Origin of the sequence: Kitasatospora sp. NPDC004745, from assembly GCF_042873275.1 — a bacterium.
GTDB lineage: Bacteria > Actinomycetota > Actinomycetes > Streptomycetales > Streptomycetaceae > Kitasatospora.
Genome location: NZ_JBIALK010000026.1, coordinates 89504 through 110844 on the forward strand (window position 1 = coordinate 89504; position 21341 = coordinate 110844).

Genomic DNA, 21341 nt, shown 5'->3' on the forward strand with positions numbered 1-21341 from the left:
GGGATCCGGGCACGGGGAAGGGACCACCACATGACCACGACGCTGCGTCCCGAGGGTCCCGAGACACCCACTGCCGCCGGCGGCCGCACCAGGCGCTGGCAGATCTGCGCCAACGGCCGCCCGGTCGGCGCGCTGCGCACCACCGCCGTCCCGCACGGCTCCCAACTCTGGGGTGAGATATCGGAGTTGGAGGTCAGAGAAGGGCGAGGCCGGGGCCGCGGAACGTTCGGCGCGCTGGCCGCGGAGGAGGTGCTGCGCAGCTGGGGCTGCACCCGGTTGGACGCCAACGTCCCCGAGCCGGCGCGGATCGCCAGGGAGCTGGCCGTCACCCTCGGCTACACCGAGCGGACCAGGAACCTGGCGAAGCGGCTGACGGCGGCCCCGGCCCTCCCGCCCGGCGCCACCGCCCGCCGGATCGGGCAGGCCGAGTTCCCGGCGTGGCTCGACCGGTCCGCCCGGCACTACGTGCGGTCCCTGGTCGACTCCGGGCTGAGCGAGGAGCAGGCCCGCGCGAAGTCGGAGCTGGACCACCTGCGCCAGCTCCCGCAGGGCGCCGACAGCCCGGGCGTCGCGCTGCGCCGGCTGTGCGCGGACGGCACGGAGGAGCCGCTCGGCTCGCTCTGGCTGGACCTCCACCTGCGCGACCTCCCCGACGGCGCGCCGCTCGCCTGGGTGATGGTCGTCGAGGTGTCCCCGGCCCACCGGGGCCGGGGACACGGCCGCACGCTGATGCTGCTGGCCGAACGCGAGTGCCTGGCCGCCGGGGTGCGCGACCTGGGGCTCAACGTCTTCGCCGACAACGAGGTCGCCATCGGGCTCTACGCCTCGCTCGGCTACCGGGTCACCAACCGCCTCTACGGAAAGCCGCTGTGACCGGACGTGGCGTCAGGAGGCCTTCGCCGCCTCGAGGACGGCCTCGATCCGGGCCCGCAGGCCGTCCTGGCTCTGCCCGCCGTCCAGCCGCTCCCGGCCGATGACGTAGGTGGGCGTGCCGGTGATCCCGATCGCCCGGCCCTCGGCCTGGTCGGCGTCGACGGTCAGCATGTGCCGGCCGTCGATCAGCGCGGTGTCGACCTCCTCGACGTCGGCCCCGACCTCCCGGGCGACCTCCAGCAGCACCTGCTGACCGCGTGCGTCCAGGTCCTCGACCCGGGCCAGCAGCGCCTCCACGAACGGCCACCCCAGCCCCTGCGCGAACGCCTCCTCGGCGGCCTCCGCGGCCGCGTAGGCGTGCTTGTGCTTCTCGAGCGGGAAGTGCCGGACCTCGATGCGCAGCGCTTCGCCGTACGCGGCGCGCAGCGCCCGTACGTCGTCCAGCGCGGTGCGGCAGTCCGGGCACTGGAGGTCGCACCAGAACTCGAGGCGGGGGAGGGAACCATCGATCATCCCCCCAGTGTTCCACTAGTGGGCGCCCGCTCCGGCCGACGGTGCGCCCCGGTGCAGGCCGACAGGGAGGCAGTGATGACCAGGACGACCGGACGCGAAGGGGCGGGCCGGTGCTGACGGCGGCGGTCAGCTTCGTGCTCACCGCCGGCGGGGTGGCCGTGGCCGGTCTGCGGGCCTACCGGCGGCGCTACCTGTCCGCGACCCGCTGGTTCGCGGTGGCCCTGCTGCCCGCCGGGCTCTACCTGACGGGCCTGTTCCCGGTGGCCCGGACGATCGGTGACGAGTTCGCCGACTGGGCGACCAGGCTGGTCTTCGACCCCCGGGTCTGGACGGGCATCGTGCTGCTCGGCGTCTCCGCCGCCCTGCTGGTCGCGACCCGCTGGCTGGGCCGCCGGGGCGCGGCGGACGCGGAGCAGGTGGCCGCACCGGCGCGTCCGGCCGCGGCCGGCCCGGCGGCGGAGCGCCCCGCGGTGGCCCCGGCCGCACCGAAGCGGCCGGCGGCGGGCAAGCGCGACGACGGGCTCGGCGATTTCGCCGACATCGAGGAGATCCTCCGCAAGCGCGGCATCTGACCTCCGGCGCCGGGCGCCCGCGGCGCGGCGGCTCAGGCGGAGGGAACGGCCTCCGCCGACCGCTGCCGCGCCCGGTAGGCGGCGACGTGCAGCCGGTTGCCGCAGGTGCGGCTGTCGCAGTAGCGCCGGGAGCGGTTGCGGGAGAGGTCGACGAAGACCCGGGCGCAGTCCGGCGCCTCGCACCGGCGCAGCCGCTCCCGCTCGCCCGCCATGAGGATGAAGGCCAGCGCCATGCCCAGCTCGGCGGCCAGGTGGTCGCCGAGCGCGGCGTGCGGCGCGAAGTAGTGGATGTGCCAGCCGTGGTGGTCGTGGTTGGTGAGCCGCGGCGTCGTGCCGGCGGCCGCGACGATCCCGTTGACCAGCTCGGCGGCCTCGGCGGTGGACTCCGTCCCGAACACCTCGCGCAGGCGGGTGCGGAGCTCGTGCACCTTGCTCAGGTCGTCGTCGGTCAGCGAGTCGATCTCGCTGATCGCCTGGCCGACCACGAAGGCGTCGAGCGCGGCCACGTCGGGCAGGCGCTCGGTCCCGCAGACCTCGGGCGCGGTGTTGAGCAGCTCGACGAGGATGCTCAGCGCGCACTCGGTGTCATGGGTGATCAGCACGTTGGGGGCTCCTCGCGCAGGGGGCTCCGGTACCCCGCGTCCACGGTTACCCCAGACCATACCGGGCCTTGCGGCAGAAGGGCGGCGCGTTCTTTCGAAGGCGTGTACGGATCTCGTCAGAGCGTCGCAAACCGGGCGGCCGGCGGCCCGCGGGCCGGTGGAACCGACGGCGCCCGGCAGCGAGGCCGGCCACCCGTACGGATGGCCGGCTCCGGTGCCGGGCGCCTGCGGTGTCACTGTCCGCTCCGGTGGGAGCGGGCCGGTCACCGGCCCCGAGACCGCGTCGTGCGCGGCTGAGTCTGCTGCCGTGCCCCCGAGTAGGACGGCTGCGGTGACGGCAGGGGGTACGACCCCGCCGACAGCGGGGCGTGACCGCCTCCGGGTGGGTCAGCTTTCGGCGAGGATGTGGGACAGCTCCCGGTCGAGGTCGAAGTGACGGTGTTCGGTGCCGGGGGGCACCGCGGCGTCCGTCCGCTTGAGGAACGACTCAAGCGCGCGGGCCGGGGCCTCCAGCAGGGCTTCTCCTTCCGGAGAGCTCAGCGCGATGCAGACCACCCCTTGCCCGTGGCTGCGGGACGGCCACACCCGGACGTCGCCGGTACCGGTGGGTCGGTGCAGCCCCTCCGCAAGGAGATCTCGGGCGAACACCCACTCCACGGTCTCGTCGGCGCCCGTGTGGAACGTGGCGTGCACGGCGTAGGGGTCGGCGGTGTCGTAGCGCAGGCCCGCGGGGACGGGCAGTGAGGACTCGCTGGACACGATGAGGCGCAGGTGCAGCTCGCAGCTGACCGTGGTGTTCATAAGCGCCATGGCCTTTCGCTCAGTGTGCGCTCGGGGAATCGCACGTCGGCGAACGGACCATCCCACCCCCAAGACCGATGTAAACCCCTCTGTCCCGATTCGGGCGCGAGTCGTACCCCTTACGGCGCATTGCGGAATCGCGGCGGAGCGGCCGGGGCCCGCATTACCGGGCGCTTCTCGGTTACTTTCCTGGCATGACTGTGCGAAACGACAAGACGGCCGGGAACACGGGAACGGGTGAACCGGATCCGTCGGACGGACCGGGCGGTGCCGGCCCGGACGCCGGTGCCGACGGCGGCCGGGGGGCCGGCTCCCGGGCCCCGGCGTTCGTCCGCCGTTCGCGCGCGCTGCACCAGGCCTGGCGGGTGGGGGTCTTCACGGCCGGCCTCGCCGTGGTCGTGCTCGGCGTGGTCATGCTGCCGCTGCCCGGCCCCGGCTGGGTGGTGATCTTCCTGGGCATGGGGATCTGGGCCACCGAGTTCGGCTGGGCCCGGTCGGTGCTGCGCTGGACCCGCCGCAAGGTCACCGAGGCGGCCCACCGGGCCATGGACCCGCGGGTGCGCCGCCGCAACCTCACCGTCACCGCCGTCGGCCTCGCCGTGCTCGCGGGGGCCGGCGGCTGGTACCTCGCCCGGTACGGGCTGGCGCTCCCCTGGAGCGGGGGCGGCTGACCGGCCCGGGGGCGGGGGAGGCCGCAGCAGGGGTGTTCGGAGCACCCCCGGGGATGCGGTAATGTTTTCCCTGCACCCGGGCGATTAGCTCAGCGGGAGAGCACTTCGTTCACACCGAAGGGGTCACTGGTTCGATCCCAGTATCGCCCACCGGAATGCATAGTGATACGTGAGGCCCAGCCGATTATCGGCTGGGCCTCACGTGTATTTCCGGAATCCCCGAACGGTGGCCGGTGGGAATGCGACTGAGGATCAGTCATCTTCCGCGCGGAGCGCGAGTTCTGCCGGTGCGCCAGCGTCACCCGGAGGGCGCGAGTTGTACGACGACCGCCAAATGGTGCTACAGTTCTTCTCGTTGCCCGGGCGATTAGCTCAGCGGGAGAGCACTTCGTTCACACCGAAGGGGTCACTGGTTCGATCCCAGTATCGCCCACCGGACAGCACGCAGGCCCTGACCAGGAAACCGGTCAGGGCCTGCGGCGCGTCCGGGCCCGGTTACGCCGCCGCCTCGCAGCCGTGCCCGGGCTCCAGCCGGCGGCCGCAGCCGCACCGGGCCGGGCGCAGCGGCCAGGAGAGGTCCACCCGCTCCGGCGTCCCCGACCGGTCGAACCAGCTCTGCAGGCCCCGCGCCTGCGCCGCGTGCCAGATCGCCTGCCGCAGGTGCAGCTCCGCCGCGGTCAGCCCGCCCAGCGCCGCCGGGTAACGGAACCCGATCCGCCGGGTCAGCGCCAGCGCGGCCGTCGCGTCCGCCGCCGCGTCGTGCGCCCCGGCCAGCTCCACGCCGTAGTGCGCGCACAGGTCGGTCAGCGTCCGCCGGCCCTTGCGGTAGCGGTCCACGTGCTTGTCCAGCACCCGGGGGTCCAGCACCACCAGCCCGGCTGCGCCCAGCCCGCCGGTCAGCGTCAGGCCGTGGTGGCGGCGCAGCTCCCGGTCCAGCAGCGTCAGGTCGTACGGGGCGTTCATCACCACCACCGGGACGCCGGCCCGGGCCTGGGCCGCCAGTGCGCGGGTGACCTCCGCCACCACCACGCCGACCGGCCGCCCGTGCGCGCGGACCTGTTCGTCGGATATGCCGTGCACCGCCCGGGCGCCGTCCGGGATGGGCACGCCCGGATCGGCGAGCCAGGTGGTGGTCCGGACGTCCGCGCCGGGGGCGCACTGGACGACCAGGGCGGCCGAGACGATGCGGTCGGACTCGACGTCCACGCCGGTGGTCTCGGTGTCGAAGGAGGCGAGCGGGCCGGTGTACCAGTGCTGCTGCATGACTGCCCCTCAGGCGAGCGTTCCGCACCCCGGTGATACCCGCTCCTGACGCCCTTTCAACCGTTTGGCGCAGGGCGGACCGGGGATCCTCCGGGGGGACGTCCCGTTCGGTTCCGGACGGGCCCGGAGCCGGGGGAGGCCACGGGGAGATGGCACTGACGCAGCCGCAGCCCGACGGGGCGGCGGCCGTCCTGCGGGGGAACCTCGCGGTCACCGCCTGCATGGAGACGCTGCAGGTCGGCTACCTGCACGCGGTCGCCGCCGCGGCCGGCTGCTCGCTCTCCCAGCCGTTCCCGGACAACGGCATCGACTGGCAGGTCAGCCACGGCTCCCGGGAGCACGAGGTGGACGACGAGGTCACCGTCAAGATCCAGCTCAAGGCCACCCAGCAGATCGCGCCCGGGCCGCCCGGGCCGTTCTTCAGCTTCACCCTGGACAACGACCACCTGCGCAAGCTGGCCCGGGCACGGGTCGCGGTGCCGCGCATCCTGGTCGTGATGCTGCTGCCGCGCCGGGTCGACCACTGGCTGCGGGCCCGCCCGGACGCCCTGGAGCTGCGGCACTGCTGCTACTGGGTCAACCTGGCCGGCCACCCGGTCACCGGGCAGCGGCGCACCAACGTCCGGGTGCCCACCGGAAGGGTCTTCGACGACCGCGCGCTCTGCGACATCATGGCCCGGGTCGGCGCGGGTGAGAGCCCGTGACGGCCGGGCCCCGGCAGCGAGGAGCAGCATCCATGACACCGCCGCACGCACCGGACGGCCCGGCCCCGGCCCTGCCCGACCCGGCCGCCGTCGACCCGGCGGTGCTCGCCACCCTGCTGGCCCGGCACGGCTGGGTCCGGCGGGGCGGCCCCGCCGCGCGCTACGGACGCTGGACGCCCCCGGAGGACGAGCCCGGCACCAGCCTGCTCGTCCCCGCCGGGGACGGCTTCGACGACGCCGTCGACCTCCTCGCCGACGCCGTCACCGCGCTGTCCCGGTCCGCCACCCCCTCCGCCCGAGCCGTCCTCCGGGCCCTCGCGGTGCCCGGCGACGAGCTGCGCTGGCACCGCGAACTGCCCGGACCGGCCGGGGCCGCCCCCTGGGCGGAGGCCGAGCGGCTGCGGGGCGCCGCCCGGGCGATGCTCGCCGCCGGCGCCAAGGCCGCCCGGAGCACGGCCGCCTACTTCGGGGCGCGGCTGGACGACCACGCCGCGGACTTCCTGGACCGGGTCCTGGTCGTCGAACAGGGCACCGACCTGACCGCCCACACCCCCGCCCCCGAGGGCCGGGCCGCCGTCACCACGCTGGTGCGGGCCCTGGAGGCGCTGCGCGACGCCGTCGACTACCGGCGGGTCAGCGGCGGGCCCGACGTCTTCGAGAACGCCGTCGGGGCCGGGGTCAGCCGGGAGCTGGTGCAGTCCGTCGAGGAGCTGGTCCGCGGCACGACGGCGGCCCGGCTCGCGGTCGCCTGGTCGGCCGCCGCAGGGACGCCGGGCGGGTTCGGCGACCGCCGGATCGTCCTCGAATTCTCGCCCGGCGACCTGCCCGCCCTCGCCGAGGCGGCCGACCTGCTGGAGCGGATCGAGCCCGCGGTGGCGGTCACCGTCGTCGGCGTCGTCGTCCGGCTCAAGCGCGCCGGCCCGACGGGGCCGGGCGCGGTGCGGCTGCGCGTCCTCGGCGGCGCGGAGGTCCGCGAGCTCAAGCTCCGCCTGCCCGACCCGGACTACCGGATCGCCGCCGAGGCCCACCTCGCGGGCCTGCCGGTCCGGGTCTCCGGCCGGCTCGAACGGCACGGCGCCTTCCGCCGGCTGACCCGGCCGCACGGCCTGGAACCCTGCGGCTGGGAGGACGCCGAGCGCGAGCGGCTGCTGAAGTCCCTCGGGGACGGGCGGGGGGAGGGCCCGGGCGAAGGGGGAGAGGGGGCGTAGGTGCGCGGCGGGGGTGACGCTCTCGGTACCATCGTCACGCGCAGCGCAGTGTTGCGTCCTCTGAATCCAGCACGTCAGGAGAGACCGGTGACGGACGTCCGGGTAATCATCAGCCGCGAACCCGATCGGGAAGAGCGCGTGGTGACGACGGGCACCACGGCCGCCGAGCTCTTCGCCGACGACCGCTCGATCATCGCCGCCCGCGTCGGCGGCCAGCTCAAGGACCTCGCGTACGTCCTGCAGGACGGCGAGGAGGTCGAGCCGGTCGAGATCGGCAGCAAGGACGGCCTCGACATCCTGCGCCACTCCACCGCGCACGTCATGGCCCAGGCCGTGCAGCAGCTCTTCCCGGAGGCCAAGCTCGGCATCGGCCCGCCGGTGAAGGACGGCTTCTACTACGACTTCGACGTCGAGAAGCCCTTCCACCCCGATGACCTCAAGGCCATCGAGAAGAAGATGCAGGAGATCATCAAGCGCGGGCAGAGGTTCTCCCGCCGCGTGGTCACCGACGAGTCCGCCCGCGAGGAGCTGGCCGCCGAGCCGTTCAAGCTGGAGCTGATCGGCCTCAAGGGCTCCGCCGCCACCGCCGGCGAGGGCGCCGACGTCGAGGTGGGCGCCGGCGAGCTCACCATCTACGACAACCTGGACGCCAAGACCGGCGAGCAGTGCTGGGGCGACCTCTGCCGCGGCCCGCACCTGCCCAGCACCCGGCACATCCCGGCGTTCAAGCTGATGCGCAACGCGGCCGCCTACTGGCGCGGCAGCGAGAAGAACCCGATGCTGCAGCGCATCTACGGCACCGCGTGGCCGAGCAAGGACGAGCTGAAGGCCCACCTGGACTTCCTCGTCGAGGCCGAGAAGCGCGACCACCGCAAGCTCGGCAACGAGCTCGACCTCTTCTCCATCCCGGAGGAGATCGGCTCCGGCCTCGCGGTCTTCCACCCCAAGGGCGGCGTCATCCGCCGGGCGATGGAGGACTACTCGCGCAAGCGGCACGAGGAGGAGGGCTACGAGTTCGTCTACACCCCGCACGCCACCAAGGGGAAGCTCTTCGAGAAGAGCGGCCACCTCGACTGGTACGCGGACGGTATGTACCCGCCCATGCAGCTCGACGAGGGCGTGGACTACTACCTCAAGCCGATGAACTGCCCGATGCACAACCTGATCTTCGACGCGCGCGGCCGCTCGTACCGTGAACTGCCGCTGCGCCTCTTCGAGTTCGGGACGGTGTACCGCTACGAGAAGTCCGGCGTGGTGCACGGCCTGACCCGCGCCCGCGGCTTCACGCAGGACGACGCGCACATCTACTGCACCCGCGAGCAGATGGCCGAGGAGCTCGACTCCACGCTGACCTTCGTGCTCAACCTGCTCCGCGACTACGGTCTGACCGACTTCTACCTGGAGCTGTCGACCAAGGACCCGGAGAAGTTCGTCGGCAGCGACGAGGCCTGGGAGGAGGCCACCGCCGTCCTGGCGAGCGTGGCCGAGAAGCAGGGCCTGCCGCTGGTCCCGGACCCGGGCGGCGCGGCCTTCTACGGCCCGAAGATCTCGGTGCAGGCGCGCGACGCCATCGGCCGCACCTGGCAGATGTCGACCATCCAGCTCGACTTCAACCTGCCGGAGCGGTTCGACCTCGAGTACACCGGGGCGGACGGCTCGCGCCAGCGGCCGGTCATGATCCACCGCGCCCTCTTCGGTTCGATCGAGCGCTTCTTCGCGGTGCTGCTGGAGCACTACGCCGGCGCCATGCCGCCGTGGCTGGCCCCGGTCACCGTCACCGGCATCCCGATCACCGACGAGCACGTGCCGTACCTGCTCGACGTCGCGGCGGAGCTGAAGAAGCACGGGGTCCGGGTCGAGGTGGACACCTCCGACGACCGCATGCAGAAGAAGATCCGCAACGCCCAGAAGAGCAAGGTCCCGTTCATGCTCATCGCCGGCAACGACGACGTCGAGGCGGGCGCGGTGTCCTTCCGCTACCGCAACGGCGAGCAGAAGAACGGCGTCCCGGTGGCGGACGCGGTGCAGGAGATCGTCGAGGCGGTGCGGAGCCGGATCCAGGTGTGATCCGCTGGCACGACCGTCACGCGCGGGGCAGGCTCTCGACGAGTCTGCCCCGCGCGGCTTTGCAAGCACCGCCGGGCGAATATGCTGATCAGCATGACGACTGAGCCGGAACTGCAGCGGGGCGTCGGTGAGCCGGACGGCTTCCGCCGCCTGTGGACCCCCCATCGGATGGCGTACATCCAGGGTGAGAACAAGCCCACCGGCCCGGCTCCGGACGACGGTTGCCCGTTCTGCTCGATCCCCTCGCTGAGCGACGAGGACGGCCTGGTCATCGCCCGGGGGAGCGCCGTCTTCGCGGTGCTGAACCTGTACCCGTACAACGGCGGCCACTTGATGGTCGTCCCGTACCGGCACGTGGCGGACTACACCGACCTGGACGAGGCGGAGACGGCCGAGCTGGCCGACTTCACCAAGCGGGCGATGACCGCGCTGCGGGCCGCCTCGGGCGCGCACGGGTTCAACATCGGGATGAACCAGGGCGCGGCGGCGGGGGCCGGGATCGCCGCGCACCTGCACCAGCACGTGGTGCCGCGCTGGGGCGGCGACACCAACTTCATGCCGGTGGTCGGCCACACCAAGGTGCTGCCGCAGCTGCTGGCGGACACCCGCAAGATGCTGGCCGAGGCCTGGCCGCAGGACTGACCGCGGCGTTCCGCGACCGGCCCGGCCGGCCGGAACGCCGGAAGGGGCCCGCCACCGTCGATCCGGTGGCGGGCCCCTCCGTGTTGTCGGTCGTACGGGCGCCTGCGCGGCCCTACTCGAACTGGTCGACCCTGTACGGGCGGGTGCCCTGCGCCTCGGACTTGATGATCGAGGCGCGGTTCTTGAAGCGCTCGGTGTCCAGGTCGTGCTCCTCCAGGAACTCCAGCGTGGCGGCGTGCACCGCGCCGAGCACCGGGACGGAGGCGTTGAGCGCGTTGTCCGTCATGAAGCGGCTGCCCCACGGCGGGCTGGCCCAGGCGTGCCGGAAGCCGAACGGCTCGGGCAGGCCCATGCCGCCGCCGAGCCAGGCGAGCAGCCCGGGGGCCCGGGTGAAGGGCGCGCGCAGGGCCTGGCGCACCACCTCGTCGTTGTCGATCAGGGGGAGCTGGACGGTGCGCTCCTCCCAGAACTTGCCGGTCTTCTGGACGGTCTTCTCCTTGGGCGCCGGCTTGTCGCCGAAGACACCGTTGACCGGGCCGAGCGCGTAGCCGGCGACGGTGACCGTGAGGGTGTTGGCGAGCAGGGTCACCGTGATGGTGAAGGTGATGATCAGCTTGCCGTCGAAGGTGATGAACTGGGTGGCCAGGTAGTGCCGGGGGCCGCCGCCGGCGAAGGTCTGCTTGTCGGCGATGGTCTGCAGGGCGAAGTCGCGCATCCGGTCGCCGTCCATGTCGGCGTTGCCGGGGCGGGAGATCTCGTCGGCGTTCTCGCCGATCTCCATGACCGCCCACTGCTTGACCGTGATGTTGGTCATCCCGCTGTTGGCGACCTCGCTGACGGCGAGCCCCTTGAGGTGCGAGGAGATCTTCCGGACGAGGTCCCAGGGGTGGAAGGCGCGGAAGTCGGAGTGGCCTTCGGCGGGGCGCATCACGTCGACCAGGCGCCACTCGCCCCAGCGCCGGCCGATTCCGAGGATGCCCTTGGGTCCGGCGTAGTGCTGGATGTTGGTCTCCTGCTCGCCGTCCATCCGGGCGAGCCGGTCGCGCAGGTCGACGGCCTTCTTGTCGAGGTCGTCGCGGGGGACGGCCTTGGCGACGCTGGCGGCGACGGCGTTGCCCTCGACCAGGGCCTGCCAGCGCGCGCGGAGGTCCTTGGTGGACTGCAGCACGATGCGCCGTGCGAGGATCCAGCCGATGATCGGCGGGACCATGGCGATCCGCAGGTAGACGCCGAGCGGGCCCTGGACGGGCGGCTTGACCAGCACCAGCACGGACACCACGGCCGCGGCCAGCAGGGCGAGGCTGCCGTAGAGCTCGTCCTGGAGGGCCTTCCCCTTCATGAGGTAGATCCGCAGGTAGAACGCGCCGACCCAGAGCAGGGTGCCGGGCAGTGCGAGCAGGCCGAAGAGCAGCGTGACCACCGTCAGCCTGCGGTCCCGCGCGGCGCGCAACTCCTGGGCGGCGAGGCAGTGTTCGACGATCTGGCGGGTGTCGGTGCCGAACGAGGGCACGATCGGCTTGCGCCCGGCGCCCACCGTGCGGGCGATCACGGCGGCGCTGAACGCCTCGCCGAGATTGGCCTCGAAGAGCTTGAACCGGGGCTTCTTGTGGGTCGCGGCGGTGACCTTGCCGACGAAGTCCTCGATCTTGCCGTCGCGGTACGCGACCGAGGAGAGCGCCTGGGTGACTCCGGTCTGCGGCCCGGCGTCCGTCCGGGGTATCTGCGCACCCGGGGTCATGTCGAGTGTGGTCACGGTGGCGACCCTCCTCCCCTTGTCAGCGGCAGGTTACCGTGCCGTGGTGCCGCCGCGCTCATGATCGTCTGAAGTGCCGTCACGATCCGGCCGCACCCGGCCCGAGGGGCATGATGCCCAGCTTCGGGCGGGTCGATACCCGGGCGGCGGGGGCGTGTGGGGGTGGGGCAGGATGGTGGTGACCGCGAGGAAGGGGGCCCACCTGATGGACCCGGTGCTGGTGTTCGACGGGGACTGCTCGTTCTGCTCGTCCTGCGTGCGGTGGGGGGAGCGCTACCTGCGCCAGACCCTGGCCTCCGGCGGCTGGGAGGCGGTGCCGTTCCAGTTCGCGGACCTGCCCGCGCTGGACGCGCGGGCGGGCGGGCGCGGCGAGCTGACCGCGGAGCGCGCGGAGCGCGAGGTGCTCTGGCTGACGCCGACGGGCCGGGTGTACGGGGGAGCGCAGGCGGTGGCCCGGCTGCTGCTGCGCACCGGCGGTGCCTGGGCCTTCCTGGGCGCGGTGCTGACGCTGGCGCCGGTGCGGCCGGTGGCGGGGCTCGCCTACCGCTGGGTGTCGCGCAACCGCCACCGGATGCCCGGCGGCACGGCGGCGTGCGCGCTGCCGCACCGGCCGGGCGGCGTTCAGTCGGTGTAGCGGGCGGCCACGGCGGTCGGCATGGGTTCGTGGCGCAGGTAGGCGCGGGAGAACTCGGCGGTGCCGTGGGTGAGTGAGCGCAGGTCGACGGGGTAGCGGACGAGTTCGAGCTCCGGGACCTCGGCGCGCAGCAGGGTCAGGCCCGGGCCGCCGGTCTCGGTGCCGAGGACGCGGCCGCGGCGGGCGGCGAGGTCGCCGAGGACGGCGCCGAGGTAGTCGTCGGGCAGCATCACGGTGACGGCGGCGACGGGTTCGAGCAGCCGGATGACGGCGTGCTCGGCCGCGTCGCGCAGGGCCAGGGCGGCGGCGTTCTGGAAGGACGCGTCGGAGGAGTCGACGGAGTGCGCCTTCCCGTCGGTGAGGGTGACCCGGACGTCGACGAGCGGGTGCCCGGTGGCGACGCCCTTGGCGAGCTGGGCGCGCAGGCCCTTCTCGACGGAGGGGATGAAGTGCTTGGGGACGGCGCCGCCGACGACCTGTTCCCGGAACTCGAAGCCGGAGCCTGCCGGGAGCGGCTCGACCTCCAGGTCGCAGATGGCGTACTGGCCGTGGCCGCCGGACTGCTTGACGAGCCGGCCGTGGCCGGCGGCGGCGGTGCCGAAGGTCTCGCGCAGGGCGACCTTCGGCTCCACGGTGTCGACGTGGACGCCGTGCCGGCTGCGCAGCCGGTCGAGCACGACGTCGACGTGGGCCTCGCCGGTGCACCAGAGGACGAGCTGGTGGGTGTCCGGGTTCTGTTCGAGGCGCAGGGCCGGGTCCTCGGCGGTGAGGCGGGCGAGGGCCTGGGAGAGCTTGTCGTCGTCGGCCTTGCTGTGGGCCTCGACGGCGATCGGGAGCAGCGGCTCGGGCAGCGTCCAGCCGTCGAGGTCGACGGGGTGGCCGGGGTCGTGGACGGTGTCGCCGGCGCGGGCGGTGGTGAGTTTGGCGGCGCAGACCAGGTCGCCCGCGACGGCGTGCGGGACGGGCCGCTGGAGCTTGCCGAACGGGCTGGTGAGGCCGGTGACGCGCTCGTCGCCGTTCTGGTCGGCGGTGTGCGCGGGGCCGGTGAGGTGGATCCGGGTGTCGGGCCGCAGGGTGCCGGCGTACAGGCGCAGCAGGCTGATCCGGCCGACGTAGGCGTCGCCGGTGACGCGGACGACCTGGGCGGCGAGCGGGGCGTCCGGGTCGCAGTCGGGGGCGGGGCGGGTGCGTTCGGTGGGGTCGGGGAAGGTGTGGACGATCAGGTCGAGGAGCTCGGCGGCGCCGAGGCCGTTGTCGCTGGTGGGGACGGCGGGGTGGAGGACGCAGTCGAGGACCTCGCGGCGCAGGCCGGCTTCGAGCGCCTCGGTGTCGAGGGCGTCGCCGGCCAGGTAGCGCTCCATCAGGGTGTCGTCCTGGCCGGAGATGGCCTCGACGAGGCTGTCGTGGGCGGGGCCGGTGTCGGGCAGCGGGGCCGCCCGGCCGTAGGTGTCGCCGGTGAGGAGGTCGACGCTGCCGTCGGGGTGGCCGTCGTGGAGGACGGGCAGGAAGAGCGGGCGCAGGGTGTCCGGGCCCAGGTCGAAGGCGTCGTGGCAGGCGGTGAGGATGTCGTCGAAGCCGGTGTGGGCGAGGTCGAGCTTGGCGACGGCGATGGCGCGCGGGATGCCCTCGGCGGCGCACTCGCGCCAGCGGGCGCGGGTGGGGGCGGTGACCGGGTCGGTGGCGGAGACGACGAAGACGGCGGCGTCGGCGGCGTGCAGCGCGGCGCGCAGGTCGGCGGTGAAGTCGGGGTGGCCGGGCGGGTCGATCAGGTTGATCTTGACGCCCTTCCACTCGAGCGGGAGCAGCGAGAGCTGGACGGAGCGCTGCTGGTGGTGCTCGATGTCCTCGTGGTCGGACACGGTGGTGCCGTCGGTGACCCGGCCGGCCCGGCCGGTGGCGCCGGCGGCGAGCGCCAGGGATTCGGCGAGGGTGGTCTTGCCCACACCGCTGGAGCCGATCAGGACGACGTTGCGCAGGTCCCGGGGGCCGGTGACGGCGGGCGCCTGAGCGGCTCGTGCCGTGCTGCGGTCGGGCATCGGGGTCTCCTCCCGTAGCGCCGGGGGTGTCCTTCGAAAGTCTAGGGGCGGGTGTCGGGGCGGCGCGTGTCGTACGACGGGCGGGTGCGGGGCGGGACGGGTGTGTCGCGGGGCGGTGGGTGCGACGGAGCGGCTCCCCGGCCTGGCTACGATGGGTGCGCCGGGCGGGCTGATCCGTCCGGTCGTCTGCCGCGCGAACTGCGCCAGGCGGGTACCAGGGAGATCGGAGCGGTCGGGAAGGCCATGCTCAACAAATACGCGCGTGCCTTCTTCACACGTGTCCTGACCCCGTTCGCCGCGTTCCTGATCCGGCTGGGCGTGAGCCCGGACGCCGTGACGCTGATCGGTACCGCCGGTTCGGTGGCCGGTGCGCTGGTGTTCTTCCCGCGCGGGGAGTTCTTCTGGGGCACCATCACGATCACGCTGTTCATCTTCTCGGACCTGGTGGACGGGAACATGGCCCGCCAGCTGGGCCGGACCAGCAAGTGGGGGGCGTTCCTGGACTCCACGCTGGACCGGGTCGCGGACGCCGCGATCTTCGGCGGCCTGGCGATGTGGTACGCGGGCAAGGGCGACAACGACCTGCTGTGCGCGGTGGCGATCTTCTGCCTGGCGAGCGGTCTGGTGGTGTCGTACACCAAGGCGAGGGCGGAGAGCCAGGGCCTGCCGTGCGACGTGTCGGGGCTGGTGGAGCGGGCGGAGCGGCTGGTGATCAGCCTGGTGGCGGCCGGGGTCTCGGGGCTGCACACGTTCGGGGTGCCGTACGTGGAGTGGCTGCTGCCGGTGGCGCTGTGGCTGGTCGCGGCGGGCAGTCTGGTGACGGTGTTCCAGCGGATGCTGACCGTGCGCCGGGAGGCGTTCGAGGCCGACCGAGCGGCGGCCGGGAGCTGATGGGGGGCGTCCTGCGGTGACGGACCGACTGGTGTACTGGGCGTACGCGCTGGGCTGGGCGGTGCTCAAGCACCTGCCGGAGCGGGCGGCGCGGGGCCTCTTCGACGGCCTGGCGGACTACGCCTGGCGCAAGCGCGGCAAGCGGGTGCTCCAGCTGGAGGCCAACCTGCGCCGGGTCCGTCCGGGGCTGGACGAGGCGGGGGTGCGGGAGCTGTCCCGGGCCGGGATGCGCTCGTACCTGCGGTACTGGATGGAGTCGTTCCGGCTGCCGGTGTGGAGCCGCGAGCGGGTGGCCCGCGACGTCCGGGTGGACGGCACGGAGCACCTGCGGGAGGCGATGGAGTCCGGGCGGGGCGCGGTGATAGCGCTGCCGCACATGGGCAACTGGGACCTCGCGGGCACCTGGGTGGCCCAGCAGGGCTTCCCGTTCACGACGGTCGCGGAGCGGTTGAAGCCGGAGCGGCTGTTCGACCGGTTCGTGGCGTTCCGGGAGGGCCAGGGCATGGAGGTCCTGGCCCTGACCGGCGGCGGGGTGAACGTGATCGGCACGCTGGCGCGGCGGCTGCGCGAGGGGCGGCTGGTCTGCCTGGTGGGGGACCGCGACCTCTCGGAGGCGGGCCTGGAGGTGTCCTTCTTCGGGGAGGCGACCAGGATGCCGGCCGGTCCGGCGGCGCTGTGCCAGCGGACCGGGGCGGCGCTGCTGCCGGTGACGCTCTGGTACGAGGGCCCGGTGATGCGGGCACGGATCCACCCCGAGGTGCCGGTGCCGCCGGGGGAGGACCGCAAGGAGCGGACCCGGGCGATGACCCAGGCGCTGGCGGACGTGTGGGAGCGGGGGATCGGCGAGCACCCGGAGGACTGGCACATGCTGCAGCGCTTCTGGCTGGCCGACCTCCCGGTCCGTGAGACGGTGGGGGAGGCGGCCGGGCCGCGCCCCGAGCGGGCCCGGGAGGCCGGGCCGGAGCAGGCCGGCGAGCCCGCGGCCGAGGCCTCCGGGTCCTGATCCCGGCCGACCGGGTCCTGGCCCCGGTCAACAGGAGTGCCCGCAGGAGTACCCGAAGGAGCATGAGGAACCCGTGAAGATCGGCATCGTCTGCCCGTACGACTGGGACGTCCCCGGCGGGGTGCAGTTCCACATCCGGGATCTCGCCGAGCACCTGATCGGCCTGGGCCACGAGGTGTCGGTGCTGGCGCCGGCCGAGGACGACGAGGCCCTGCCGCCGTACGTGGTCTCGGCCGGGCGGGCGGTGGCGGTGCCGTACAACGGCTCGGTGGCGCGGCTGAGCTTCGGCATCCTGTCCGCGGCGCGGGTGCGGCGGTGGCTGCACGACGGGCGGTTCGACATCCTGCACGTCCACGAGCCGGCCTCGCCCAGCCTGTCGATGCTGGCGGCGTGGTCGGCCTCCGGGCCGATGGTGGGGACGTTCCACACCTCGAACCCGCGTTCGCGGGCGATGATCGCGGCCTCGCCGATCCTGCAGCCGGGCCTGGAGAAGATGCGGGCCCGGATCGCGGTGTCGGAGTACGCCCGGCGGACGCTGGTGGAGCACCTGGGCGGCGACGCGGTGGTGATCCCGAACGGCGTGGACGTCGGCTTCTTCGCCGAGGCCGAGCCGGACAAGCGCTGGACCGGCGGCGCGGCGGACGGCGAGCCGGGCACGATCGGCTTCATCGGCCGGATCAACGAGCCGCGCAAGGGCCTGCCGACGCTGCTGGCCGCGCTGCCGAGGATCCTGGCGGAGCGGCCGGGGGTGCGGCTGCTGGTGGCGGGCAAGGGCGACGAGGAGGAGGCCGTCGCGGGCCTGGCGCCGGAGGTCCGTGCGCAGGTGGAGTTCCTCGGCATGGTCAGCGACCGGGACAAGGCCCGGCTGCTGCGCAGCGTGGACCTGTACGTGGCGCCGAACACCGGGGGCGAGAGCTTCGGGATCATCCTGGTCGAGGCGATGTCGGCGGGCGCCCCGGTGCTGGCCAGCGACCTGGACGCGTTCAAGCAGGTGCTGGACGGCGGCGACGCCGGCGAGCTGTTCCCGGTGGAGGACGCGGACGCGCTGGCCCGGTCGGCGCTGCGCCTGCTGGGCGACCCGGGGCGGCTGGAGGAGCTGCGGAAGGCGGCCTCGCGGCACGTGCGGCGGTTCGACTGGTCGACGGTCGGTGCCGACATCCTGGCGGTGTACGAGACGGTGACGGCGGGGGCCGCGGCGGTGGTCGAGGAGGACGTGCGCAGCGGCCGGCGCGGCCGGTTCGGGCTGGCGCGCGACTGATCCGCGTCGGCGGGGGACCCTGCGGGGCGGCGGCCGGGCCGGGTTAGGGTCGGTGGTCCGTACTGGTGTCGACGCATGGGGGAATTCCGATGCCGCAGATCTCCGTGGACTACTCGCCGGGCCTGGCCGGCTCCTTCGACCGCAGGGCGCTGGGCGTGGCGATCAACCGGCTCGCGGTGAAGACGATCGACGCGACCCCGGGCGCCTGCAAGACGCTGTTCCGCTGCGACGAGGACTTCGTGGTGGGGGACGGCGAGGAGCCGGCGGCGCAGGTGTACGTCGAGTTCCAGATCTTCCCGGGCCGGACGCCGGAGGCGAAGGCGGCGCTCAGCGAGGGCGTGCTGGCGCTGCTGGCCGAGCACGTCCGGCCCGAGCCGGGGGTGCGGCTGCACACCGCGGTGAACGTCTCGGACATCGACCGGGAGTCCTACCGCAGCGCCGCCCTCGGCGGGTAGGGCATGGCACCGGCCCGGCCGCTGCGAGCACGTCGGGCCGGTGACACCGGGTAGCGTTGCGCCCCGTGACTACCTGGATCTGGGCCGGCGTGGCCGTGGTGCTGTTCGGCATGTACCTGAGTTGGACGGCCGGCCGGCTGGACCGGCTGCACGCCAGGATCGACGCCGCGCGCGCGGCGCTGGACGCGCAGCTGGTCCGCCGGGCCTCGGTGGCGATGGAGCTGGCGACCTCCTCGCTGCTGGACCCGGCGGCCTCGCTGCTGCTGCTGGACGCGGCCCACGCGGCCCGGCAGGCCGAGGACGAGCAGCGCGAGGTGGCGGAGAGCCAGCTGAGCCTGGCGCTGCGGGCGGTGCTGGAGGAGCCCGAGCAGGTGGCGGCGCTGGTGGCCGAGCCGGGTGGCGAGGACGCGGTGCGGGACCTGACGGCGGCGGTGCGCCGGGTGCCGATGGCCAGGCGGTTCCACAACGACGCGGTGCGGGCGGCCCGGGCGGTGCGCGAGCACCGATTGGTGCGGTACTTCCGGTTGGCCGGAAAGGCGCCGTTCCCGATGGCCTTCGAGATGGACGACGCCCCGCCGCCCGCTCTCACGCCCGAGGGAGCGCCCGCCTAGGCTGTGCTCGGATACGGCCCGTTTGTCGCATCCCGTCGTCCGGGCTGGACTTGGTGGCGCATGGTTGGGCCCCTTGTTCCGCCTACCATAGGGCGATAGCACTGGTTCATCTTCGAGTGAGGTCTCACGTGTCCACCACCCCCACCACCGCAGACCAGCCGCAGATCGGCACCGCCCGGGTGAAGCGCGGCATGGCCGAGCAGCTCAAGGGCGGTGTGATCATGGACGTGGTCAACGCCGAGCAGGCCAAGATCGCCGAGGACGCCGGAGCGGTGGCCGTCATGGCCCTGGAGCGGGTTCCCGCCGACATCCGCAAGGACGGCGGCGTGGCCCGCATGTCCGACCCGAACATGATCGAGGAGATCATCGAGGCCGTCTCCATCCCGGTGATGGCCAAGTCGCGGATCGGCCACTTCGTCGAGGCCCAGGTCCTCCAGTCGCTGGGTGTCGACTACATCGACGAGTCCGAGGTGCTGACCCCGGCCGACGAGGTCAACCACTCCGACAAGTGGGCCTTCACCACCCCCTTCGTCTGTGGCGCCACCAACCTGGGCGAGGCCCTGCGCCGCATCGCCGAGGGTGCGGCCATGATCCGCTCCAAGGGCGAGGCCGGCACCGGCAACGTCGTCGAGGCCGTCCGCCACCTGCGCCAGATCAAGAACGAGATCGCCAAGCTGCGCGGCTTCGACAACAACGAGCTGTACGCCGCCGCCAAGGAGCTGCGCGCCCCGTACGAGCTGGTCAAGGAGGTCGCCGAGCTCGGCAAGCTGCCGGTCGTGCTGTTCTCCGCCGGTGGCGTGGCCACCCCGGCCGACGCCGCGCTGATGCGCCAGCTGGGCGCCGAGGGCGTCTTCGTCGGCTCCGGCATCTTCAAGTCGGGCGACCCGGCCAAGCGTGCCGCCGCCATCGTGAAGGCCACCACCTTCTTCGACGACCCGAAGATCATCGCGGACGCCTCGCGCAACCTGGGCGAGGCCATGGTCGGCATCAACTGCGACACCCTGCCGGAGACCGAGCGCTACGCCAACCGCGGCTGGTAGTCCGCCCGTACTCCTGAGCCGGCCCGCCGCGCGCCGAGGCGCCGCGGCGGGCCGCGCCACGTACTTCCGTAGATCGATCGAACGAGGTTGAAGACCGTGAGCACTCCAGTCATCGGCGTCCTCGCCCTGCAGGGCGACGTCCGCGAGCACCTGGTCGCGCTGGCCGAGGCCGACGCGCTGGCCCGTCCGGTGCGCCGTGCCGAGGAGCTGGCCGAGGTCGACGCGCTGGTGATCCCCGGCGGGGAGTCCACCACCATGTCCAAGCTGGCGCTGCTGTTCGGCGTGATGGACCCGCTGCGCGAGCGGGTGGCCGCCGGGATGCCGGTGTACGGCACCTGCGCGGGCATGATCATGCTGGCCGACAAGATCCTCGACGGCCGGGACGACCAGGAGACCGTCGGCGGCATCGACATGACGGTGCGCCGCAACGCCTTCGGCCGGCAGAACGAGTCCTTCGAGTCCGGGATCGCCTTCAAGGGCATGGCGGACGCGCCGGTGCACGGCGTCTTCATCCGCGCCCCCTGGGTCGAGGCCGTCGGGGCCGGCGTCGAGGTGCTCGCCGAGCTGCCCGCCGCGGACGGCCCGGACAGCAGGATCGTGGCGGTGCGCCAGGGCAACCTGCTGGCCACCTCGTTCCACCCGGAGCTCACCGGCGACCACCGCGTGCACGCCTATTTCGTCGCCATGGTCGAGGAGCACCTCGCCGCGAAGTGACGGGGTTCCTACCACCCGTTGCGACACCGGTAAGATCTCATCTGTTTCATTTCCATTTGGCGACGTAAAGGAGCTGGCGATGTCCGGCCACTCTAAGTGGGCTACCACCAAGCACAAGAAGGCCGTGATCGACGCCAAGCGCGGCAAGCTCTTCGCCAAGATGATCAAGAACATCGAGGTGGCGGCGCGCACCGGCGGTCCCGACCCGGCCGGCAACCCGACCCTCTACGACGCCATCCAGAAGGCGAAGAAGAGCTCGGTCCCGATCGACAACATCAACCGCGCCGTCAAGCGCGGTGGTGGTCTGGAGGCCGGCGGCGCCGACTACCAGACGATCATGTACGAGGGCTACGGCCCGAACGGCGTCGCCGTCCTGATCGAGTGCCTCACCGACAACCGCAACCGCGCGGCCTCCGACGTGCGCGTCGCGATGACCCGCAACGGCGGCTCGATGGCCGACCCGGGCTCGGTGTCGTACCTGTTCACCCGCAAGGGCGTCGTGATCGTCCCCAAGGCCGACGGCGTGGACGAGGACAAGCTCTTCGAGGTCGTCCTCGACCAGGAGCCCGAGGAGATCAACGACCTCGGCGAGTCGTTCGAGATCGTCTCCGAGGCCTCCAAGATGGTGGCAGTGCGCACCGCGCTGGTGGACGCCGGCGTCGACTACGACTCTGCCGAGGCCAACTTCCTCCCGAGCATGCAGGTCGAGCTGGACGTCGACGGCGCCCGCAAGATCCTGAAGCTGATCGACGCGCTGGAGGACAGCGACGACGTGCAGAACGTCTTCGCCAACTTCGACATCTCCGACGAGGTCGGTGCGCAGCTCGACGCCGAGTGATCCTCCCCGAGTGATCGCCCGCGGGCGATCACCGGCGGGTGATCGTTCCCGCGGCCCGGCCCGGTGGTCCCAGGACCGCCGGGCCGGTGTCGTCGGCGGGGTTGTCGGACCCGGACGGTAGCCTTCGCAGGTCGCCCGCCGTGAGCCGCGGAGCGCGCCGGGTCCGGATCCGGGCCCGGGCCCGGGCCCGGA

22 protein-coding genes and 2 tRNA genes are annotated in these 21341 nt (G+C 73.0%); 18 read left to right on the top strand and 6 right to left on the bottom strand.

All coding sequences use genetic code 11. From position 1 onward, the window contains the following. Positions 1 to 30 precede the first annotated feature (30 nt). The gene (locus ACFYUY_RS32175) at positions 31 to 873 is read left to right on the top strand and encodes a GNAT family N-acetyltransferase (RefSeq protein ID WP_360208828.1); all 843 of its coding nucleotides are present in this window, start codon (positions 31 to 33) and stop codon (positions 871 to 873) included. A 12-nt stretch (positions 874 to 885) separates the two neighbouring features. Here the strand turns inward: ACFYUY_RS32175 and ACFYUY_RS32180 are convergent, their stop codons facing one another. After that, the gene (locus tag ACFYUY_RS32180; RefSeq protein ID WP_387905887.1) at positions 886 to 1386 is read right to left on the bottom strand and encodes a DsbA family protein; all 501 of its coding nucleotides are present in this window, start codon (positions 1384 to 1386) and stop codon (positions 886 to 888) included. A gap of 110 nt (positions 1387 to 1496) precedes the next feature. On the opposite strand from ACFYUY_RS32180, the gene ACFYUY_RS32185 reads away from it, so the two are divergent. Then, positions 1497 to 1958 (top strand): hypothetical protein, encoded by a 462-nt coding sequence (locus ACFYUY_RS32185; protein ID WP_360208833.1) that lies wholly within the window; start codon positions 1497 to 1499, stop codon positions 1956 to 1958. Positions 1959 to 1990: 32 nt separating this feature from the next. On the opposite strand, the gene ACFYUY_RS32190 is transcribed toward ACFYUY_RS32185, so the two are convergent. Together ACFYUY_RS32190 and ACFYUY_RS32195 are read right to left on the bottom strand one after the other, a co-directional pair. Next, positions 1991 to 2560, bottom strand: a complete 570-nt coding sequence (locus ACFYUY_RS32190; RefSeq protein ID WP_360208835.1) for a CGNR zinc finger domain-containing protein — start codon at positions 2558 to 2560, stop codon at positions 1991 to 1993. 387 nt (positions 2561 to 2947) lie between these two features. Further along, positions 2948 to 3361 (bottom strand): SsgA family sporulation/cell division regulator, encoded by a 414-nt coding sequence (locus ACFYUY_RS32195; RefSeq protein ID WP_030056266.1) that lies wholly within the window; start codon positions 3359 to 3361, stop codon positions 2948 to 2950. 194 nt (positions 3362 to 3555) lie between these two features. Here ACFYUY_RS32195 and ACFYUY_RS32200 point away from each other — a divergent pair, with 194 nt between their 5' ends. The 3 genes from ACFYUY_RS32200 (at position 3556) to ACFYUY_RS32210 (ending at position 4465) form a co-directional block, all read left to right on the top strand. Continuing rightward, complete coding sequence (locus ACFYUY_RS32200) at positions 3556 to 4032, top strand: TIGR02611 family protein (protein ID WP_387905890.1); 477 nt, start codon at positions 3556 to 3558, stop codon at positions 4030 to 4032. Positions 4033 to 4110: 78 nt separating this feature from the next. After that, positions 4111 to 4182, top strand: a tRNA-Val gene (locus ACFYUY_RS32205). A gap of 211 nt (positions 4183 to 4393) precedes the next feature. Further along, positions 4394 to 4465 (top strand) — tRNA-Val (locus tag ACFYUY_RS32210). A gap of 62 nt (positions 4466 to 4527) precedes the next feature. Here ACFYUY_RS32210 and ACFYUY_RS32215 read toward each other — a convergent pair. Continuing rightward, on the bottom strand, positions 4528 to 5295 hold the full coding sequence (locus ACFYUY_RS32215; RefSeq protein WP_360208841.1) for an exonuclease domain-containing protein: 768 nt from the start codon (positions 5293 to 5295) through the stop codon (positions 4528 to 4530). Between the two features lie 149 nt (positions 5296 to 5444). Here ACFYUY_RS32215 and ACFYUY_RS32220 point away from each other — a divergent pair, with 149 nt between their 5' ends. From ACFYUY_RS32220 to ACFYUY_RS32235, 4 genes are all read left to right on the top strand, one after another. Continuing rightward, positions 5445 to 5999 carry a DUF4365 domain-containing protein gene (locus tag ACFYUY_RS32220; RefSeq protein ID WP_360208844.1) on the top strand — a complete coding sequence of 185 codons (555 nt, stop codon included), beginning with the start codon at positions 5445 to 5447 and terminating at the stop codon, positions 5997 to 5999. A gap of 32 nt (positions 6000 to 6031) precedes the next feature. Then, on the top strand, positions 6032 to 7207 hold the full coding sequence (locus tag ACFYUY_RS32225; protein ID WP_387905894.1) for a hypothetical protein: 1176 nt from the start codon (positions 6032 to 6034) through the stop codon (positions 7205 to 7207). Positions 7208 to 7294: 87 nt separating this feature from the next. Continuing rightward, positions 7295 to 9274 carry a threonine--tRNA ligase gene (thrS, locus tag ACFYUY_RS32230; RefSeq protein WP_360208848.1) on the top strand — a complete coding sequence of 660 codons (1980 nt, stop codon included), beginning with the start codon at positions 7295 to 7297 and terminating at the stop codon, positions 9272 to 9274. Between the two features lie 81 nt (positions 9275 to 9355). Further along, positions 9356 to 9916: an HIT domain-containing protein gene (locus tag ACFYUY_RS32235; RefSeq protein WP_360208851.1), complete on the top strand. Its 561-nt coding sequence runs from the start codon at positions 9356 to 9358 to the stop codon at positions 9914 to 9916. Between the two features lie 112 nt (positions 9917 to 10028). On the opposite strand, the gene ACFYUY_RS32240 is transcribed toward ACFYUY_RS32235, so the two are convergent. Beyond that, positions 10029 to 11669 (bottom strand): hypothetical protein, encoded by a 1641-nt coding sequence (locus tag ACFYUY_RS32240; protein ID WP_360208854.1) that lies wholly within the window; start codon positions 11667 to 11669, stop codon positions 10029 to 10031. A gap of 205 nt (positions 11670 to 11874) precedes the next feature. Here ACFYUY_RS32240 and ACFYUY_RS32245 point away from each other — a divergent pair, with 205 nt between their 5' ends. After that, a complete protein-coding gene (locus tag ACFYUY_RS32245) occupies positions 11875 to 12303 on the top strand; it encodes a DUF393 domain-containing protein (RefSeq protein ID WP_360208946.1) in 429 nt (142 codons plus the stop codon). Here the strand turns inward: ACFYUY_RS32245 and ACFYUY_RS32250 are convergent. Further along, a complete protein-coding gene (locus tag ACFYUY_RS32250) occupies positions 12291 to 14339 on the bottom strand; it encodes an elongation factor G-like protein EF-G2 (RefSeq protein WP_387905898.1) in 2049 nt (682 codons plus the stop codon). The two genes, ACFYUY_RS32245 and ACFYUY_RS32250, sit on opposite strands and share 13 nt — an antisense overlap. Positions 14340 to 14582: 243 nt before the next feature. Here ACFYUY_RS32250 and pgsA point away from each other — a divergent pair, with 243 nt between their 5' ends. The 8 genes from pgsA to ACFYUY_RS32290 all read left to right on the top strand — a co-directional run bounded on the left by pgsA (position 14583) and on the right by ACFYUY_RS32290 (position 21149). Further along, complete coding sequence (pgsA, locus tag ACFYUY_RS32255) at positions 14583 to 15230, top strand: phosphatidylinositol phosphate synthase (protein WP_360208858.1); 648 nt, start codon at positions 14583 to 14585, stop codon at positions 15228 to 15230. Positions 15231 to 15246: 16 nt separating this feature from the next. Then, the gene (locus tag ACFYUY_RS32260) at positions 15247 to 16233 is read left to right on the top strand and encodes a phosphatidylinositol mannoside acyltransferase (RefSeq protein WP_360208860.1); all 987 of its coding nucleotides are present in this window, start codon (positions 15247 to 15249) and stop codon (positions 16231 to 16233) included. Positions 16234 to 16306: 73 nt separating this feature from the next. Continuing rightward, positions 16307 to 17491 (top strand): glycosyltransferase family 4 protein, encoded by a 1185-nt coding sequence (locus tag ACFYUY_RS32265; RefSeq protein ID WP_360208863.1) that lies wholly within the window; start codon positions 16307 to 16309, stop codon positions 17489 to 17491. Between the two features lie 89 nt (positions 17492 to 17580). Next, positions 17581 to 17946, top strand: a complete 366-nt coding sequence (locus ACFYUY_RS32270) for an isomerase (protein WP_360208866.1) — start codon at positions 17581 to 17583, stop codon at positions 17944 to 17946. A 65-nt stretch (positions 17947 to 18011) separates the two neighbouring features. Then, positions 18012 to 18557, top strand: a complete 546-nt coding sequence (locus tag ACFYUY_RS32275; RefSeq protein WP_360208869.1) for a hypothetical protein — start codon at positions 18012 to 18014, stop codon at positions 18555 to 18557. A 128-nt stretch (positions 18558 to 18685) separates the two neighbouring features. Further along, the gene (gene pdxS / locus ACFYUY_RS32280; RefSeq protein WP_063346811.1) at positions 18686 to 19597 is read left to right on the top strand and encodes a pyridoxal 5'-phosphate synthase lyase subunit PdxS; all 912 of its coding nucleotides are present in this window, start codon (positions 18686 to 18688) and stop codon (positions 19595 to 19597) included. Between the two features lie 96 nt (positions 19598 to 19693). Continuing rightward, positions 19694 to 20311, top strand: a complete 618-nt coding sequence (pdxT, locus tag ACFYUY_RS32285) for a pyridoxal 5'-phosphate synthase glutaminase subunit PdxT (RefSeq protein ID WP_360208872.1) — start codon at positions 19694 to 19696, stop codon at positions 20309 to 20311. A 79-nt stretch (positions 20312 to 20390) separates the two neighbouring features. Further along, positions 20391 to 21149, top strand: coding sequence for a YebC/PmpR family DNA-binding transcriptional regulator (locus ACFYUY_RS32290; RefSeq protein WP_313762932.1), 759 nt, complete (start codon positions 20391 to 20393; stop codon positions 21147 to 21149). Positions 21150 to 21341 lie beyond the last annotated feature (192 nt).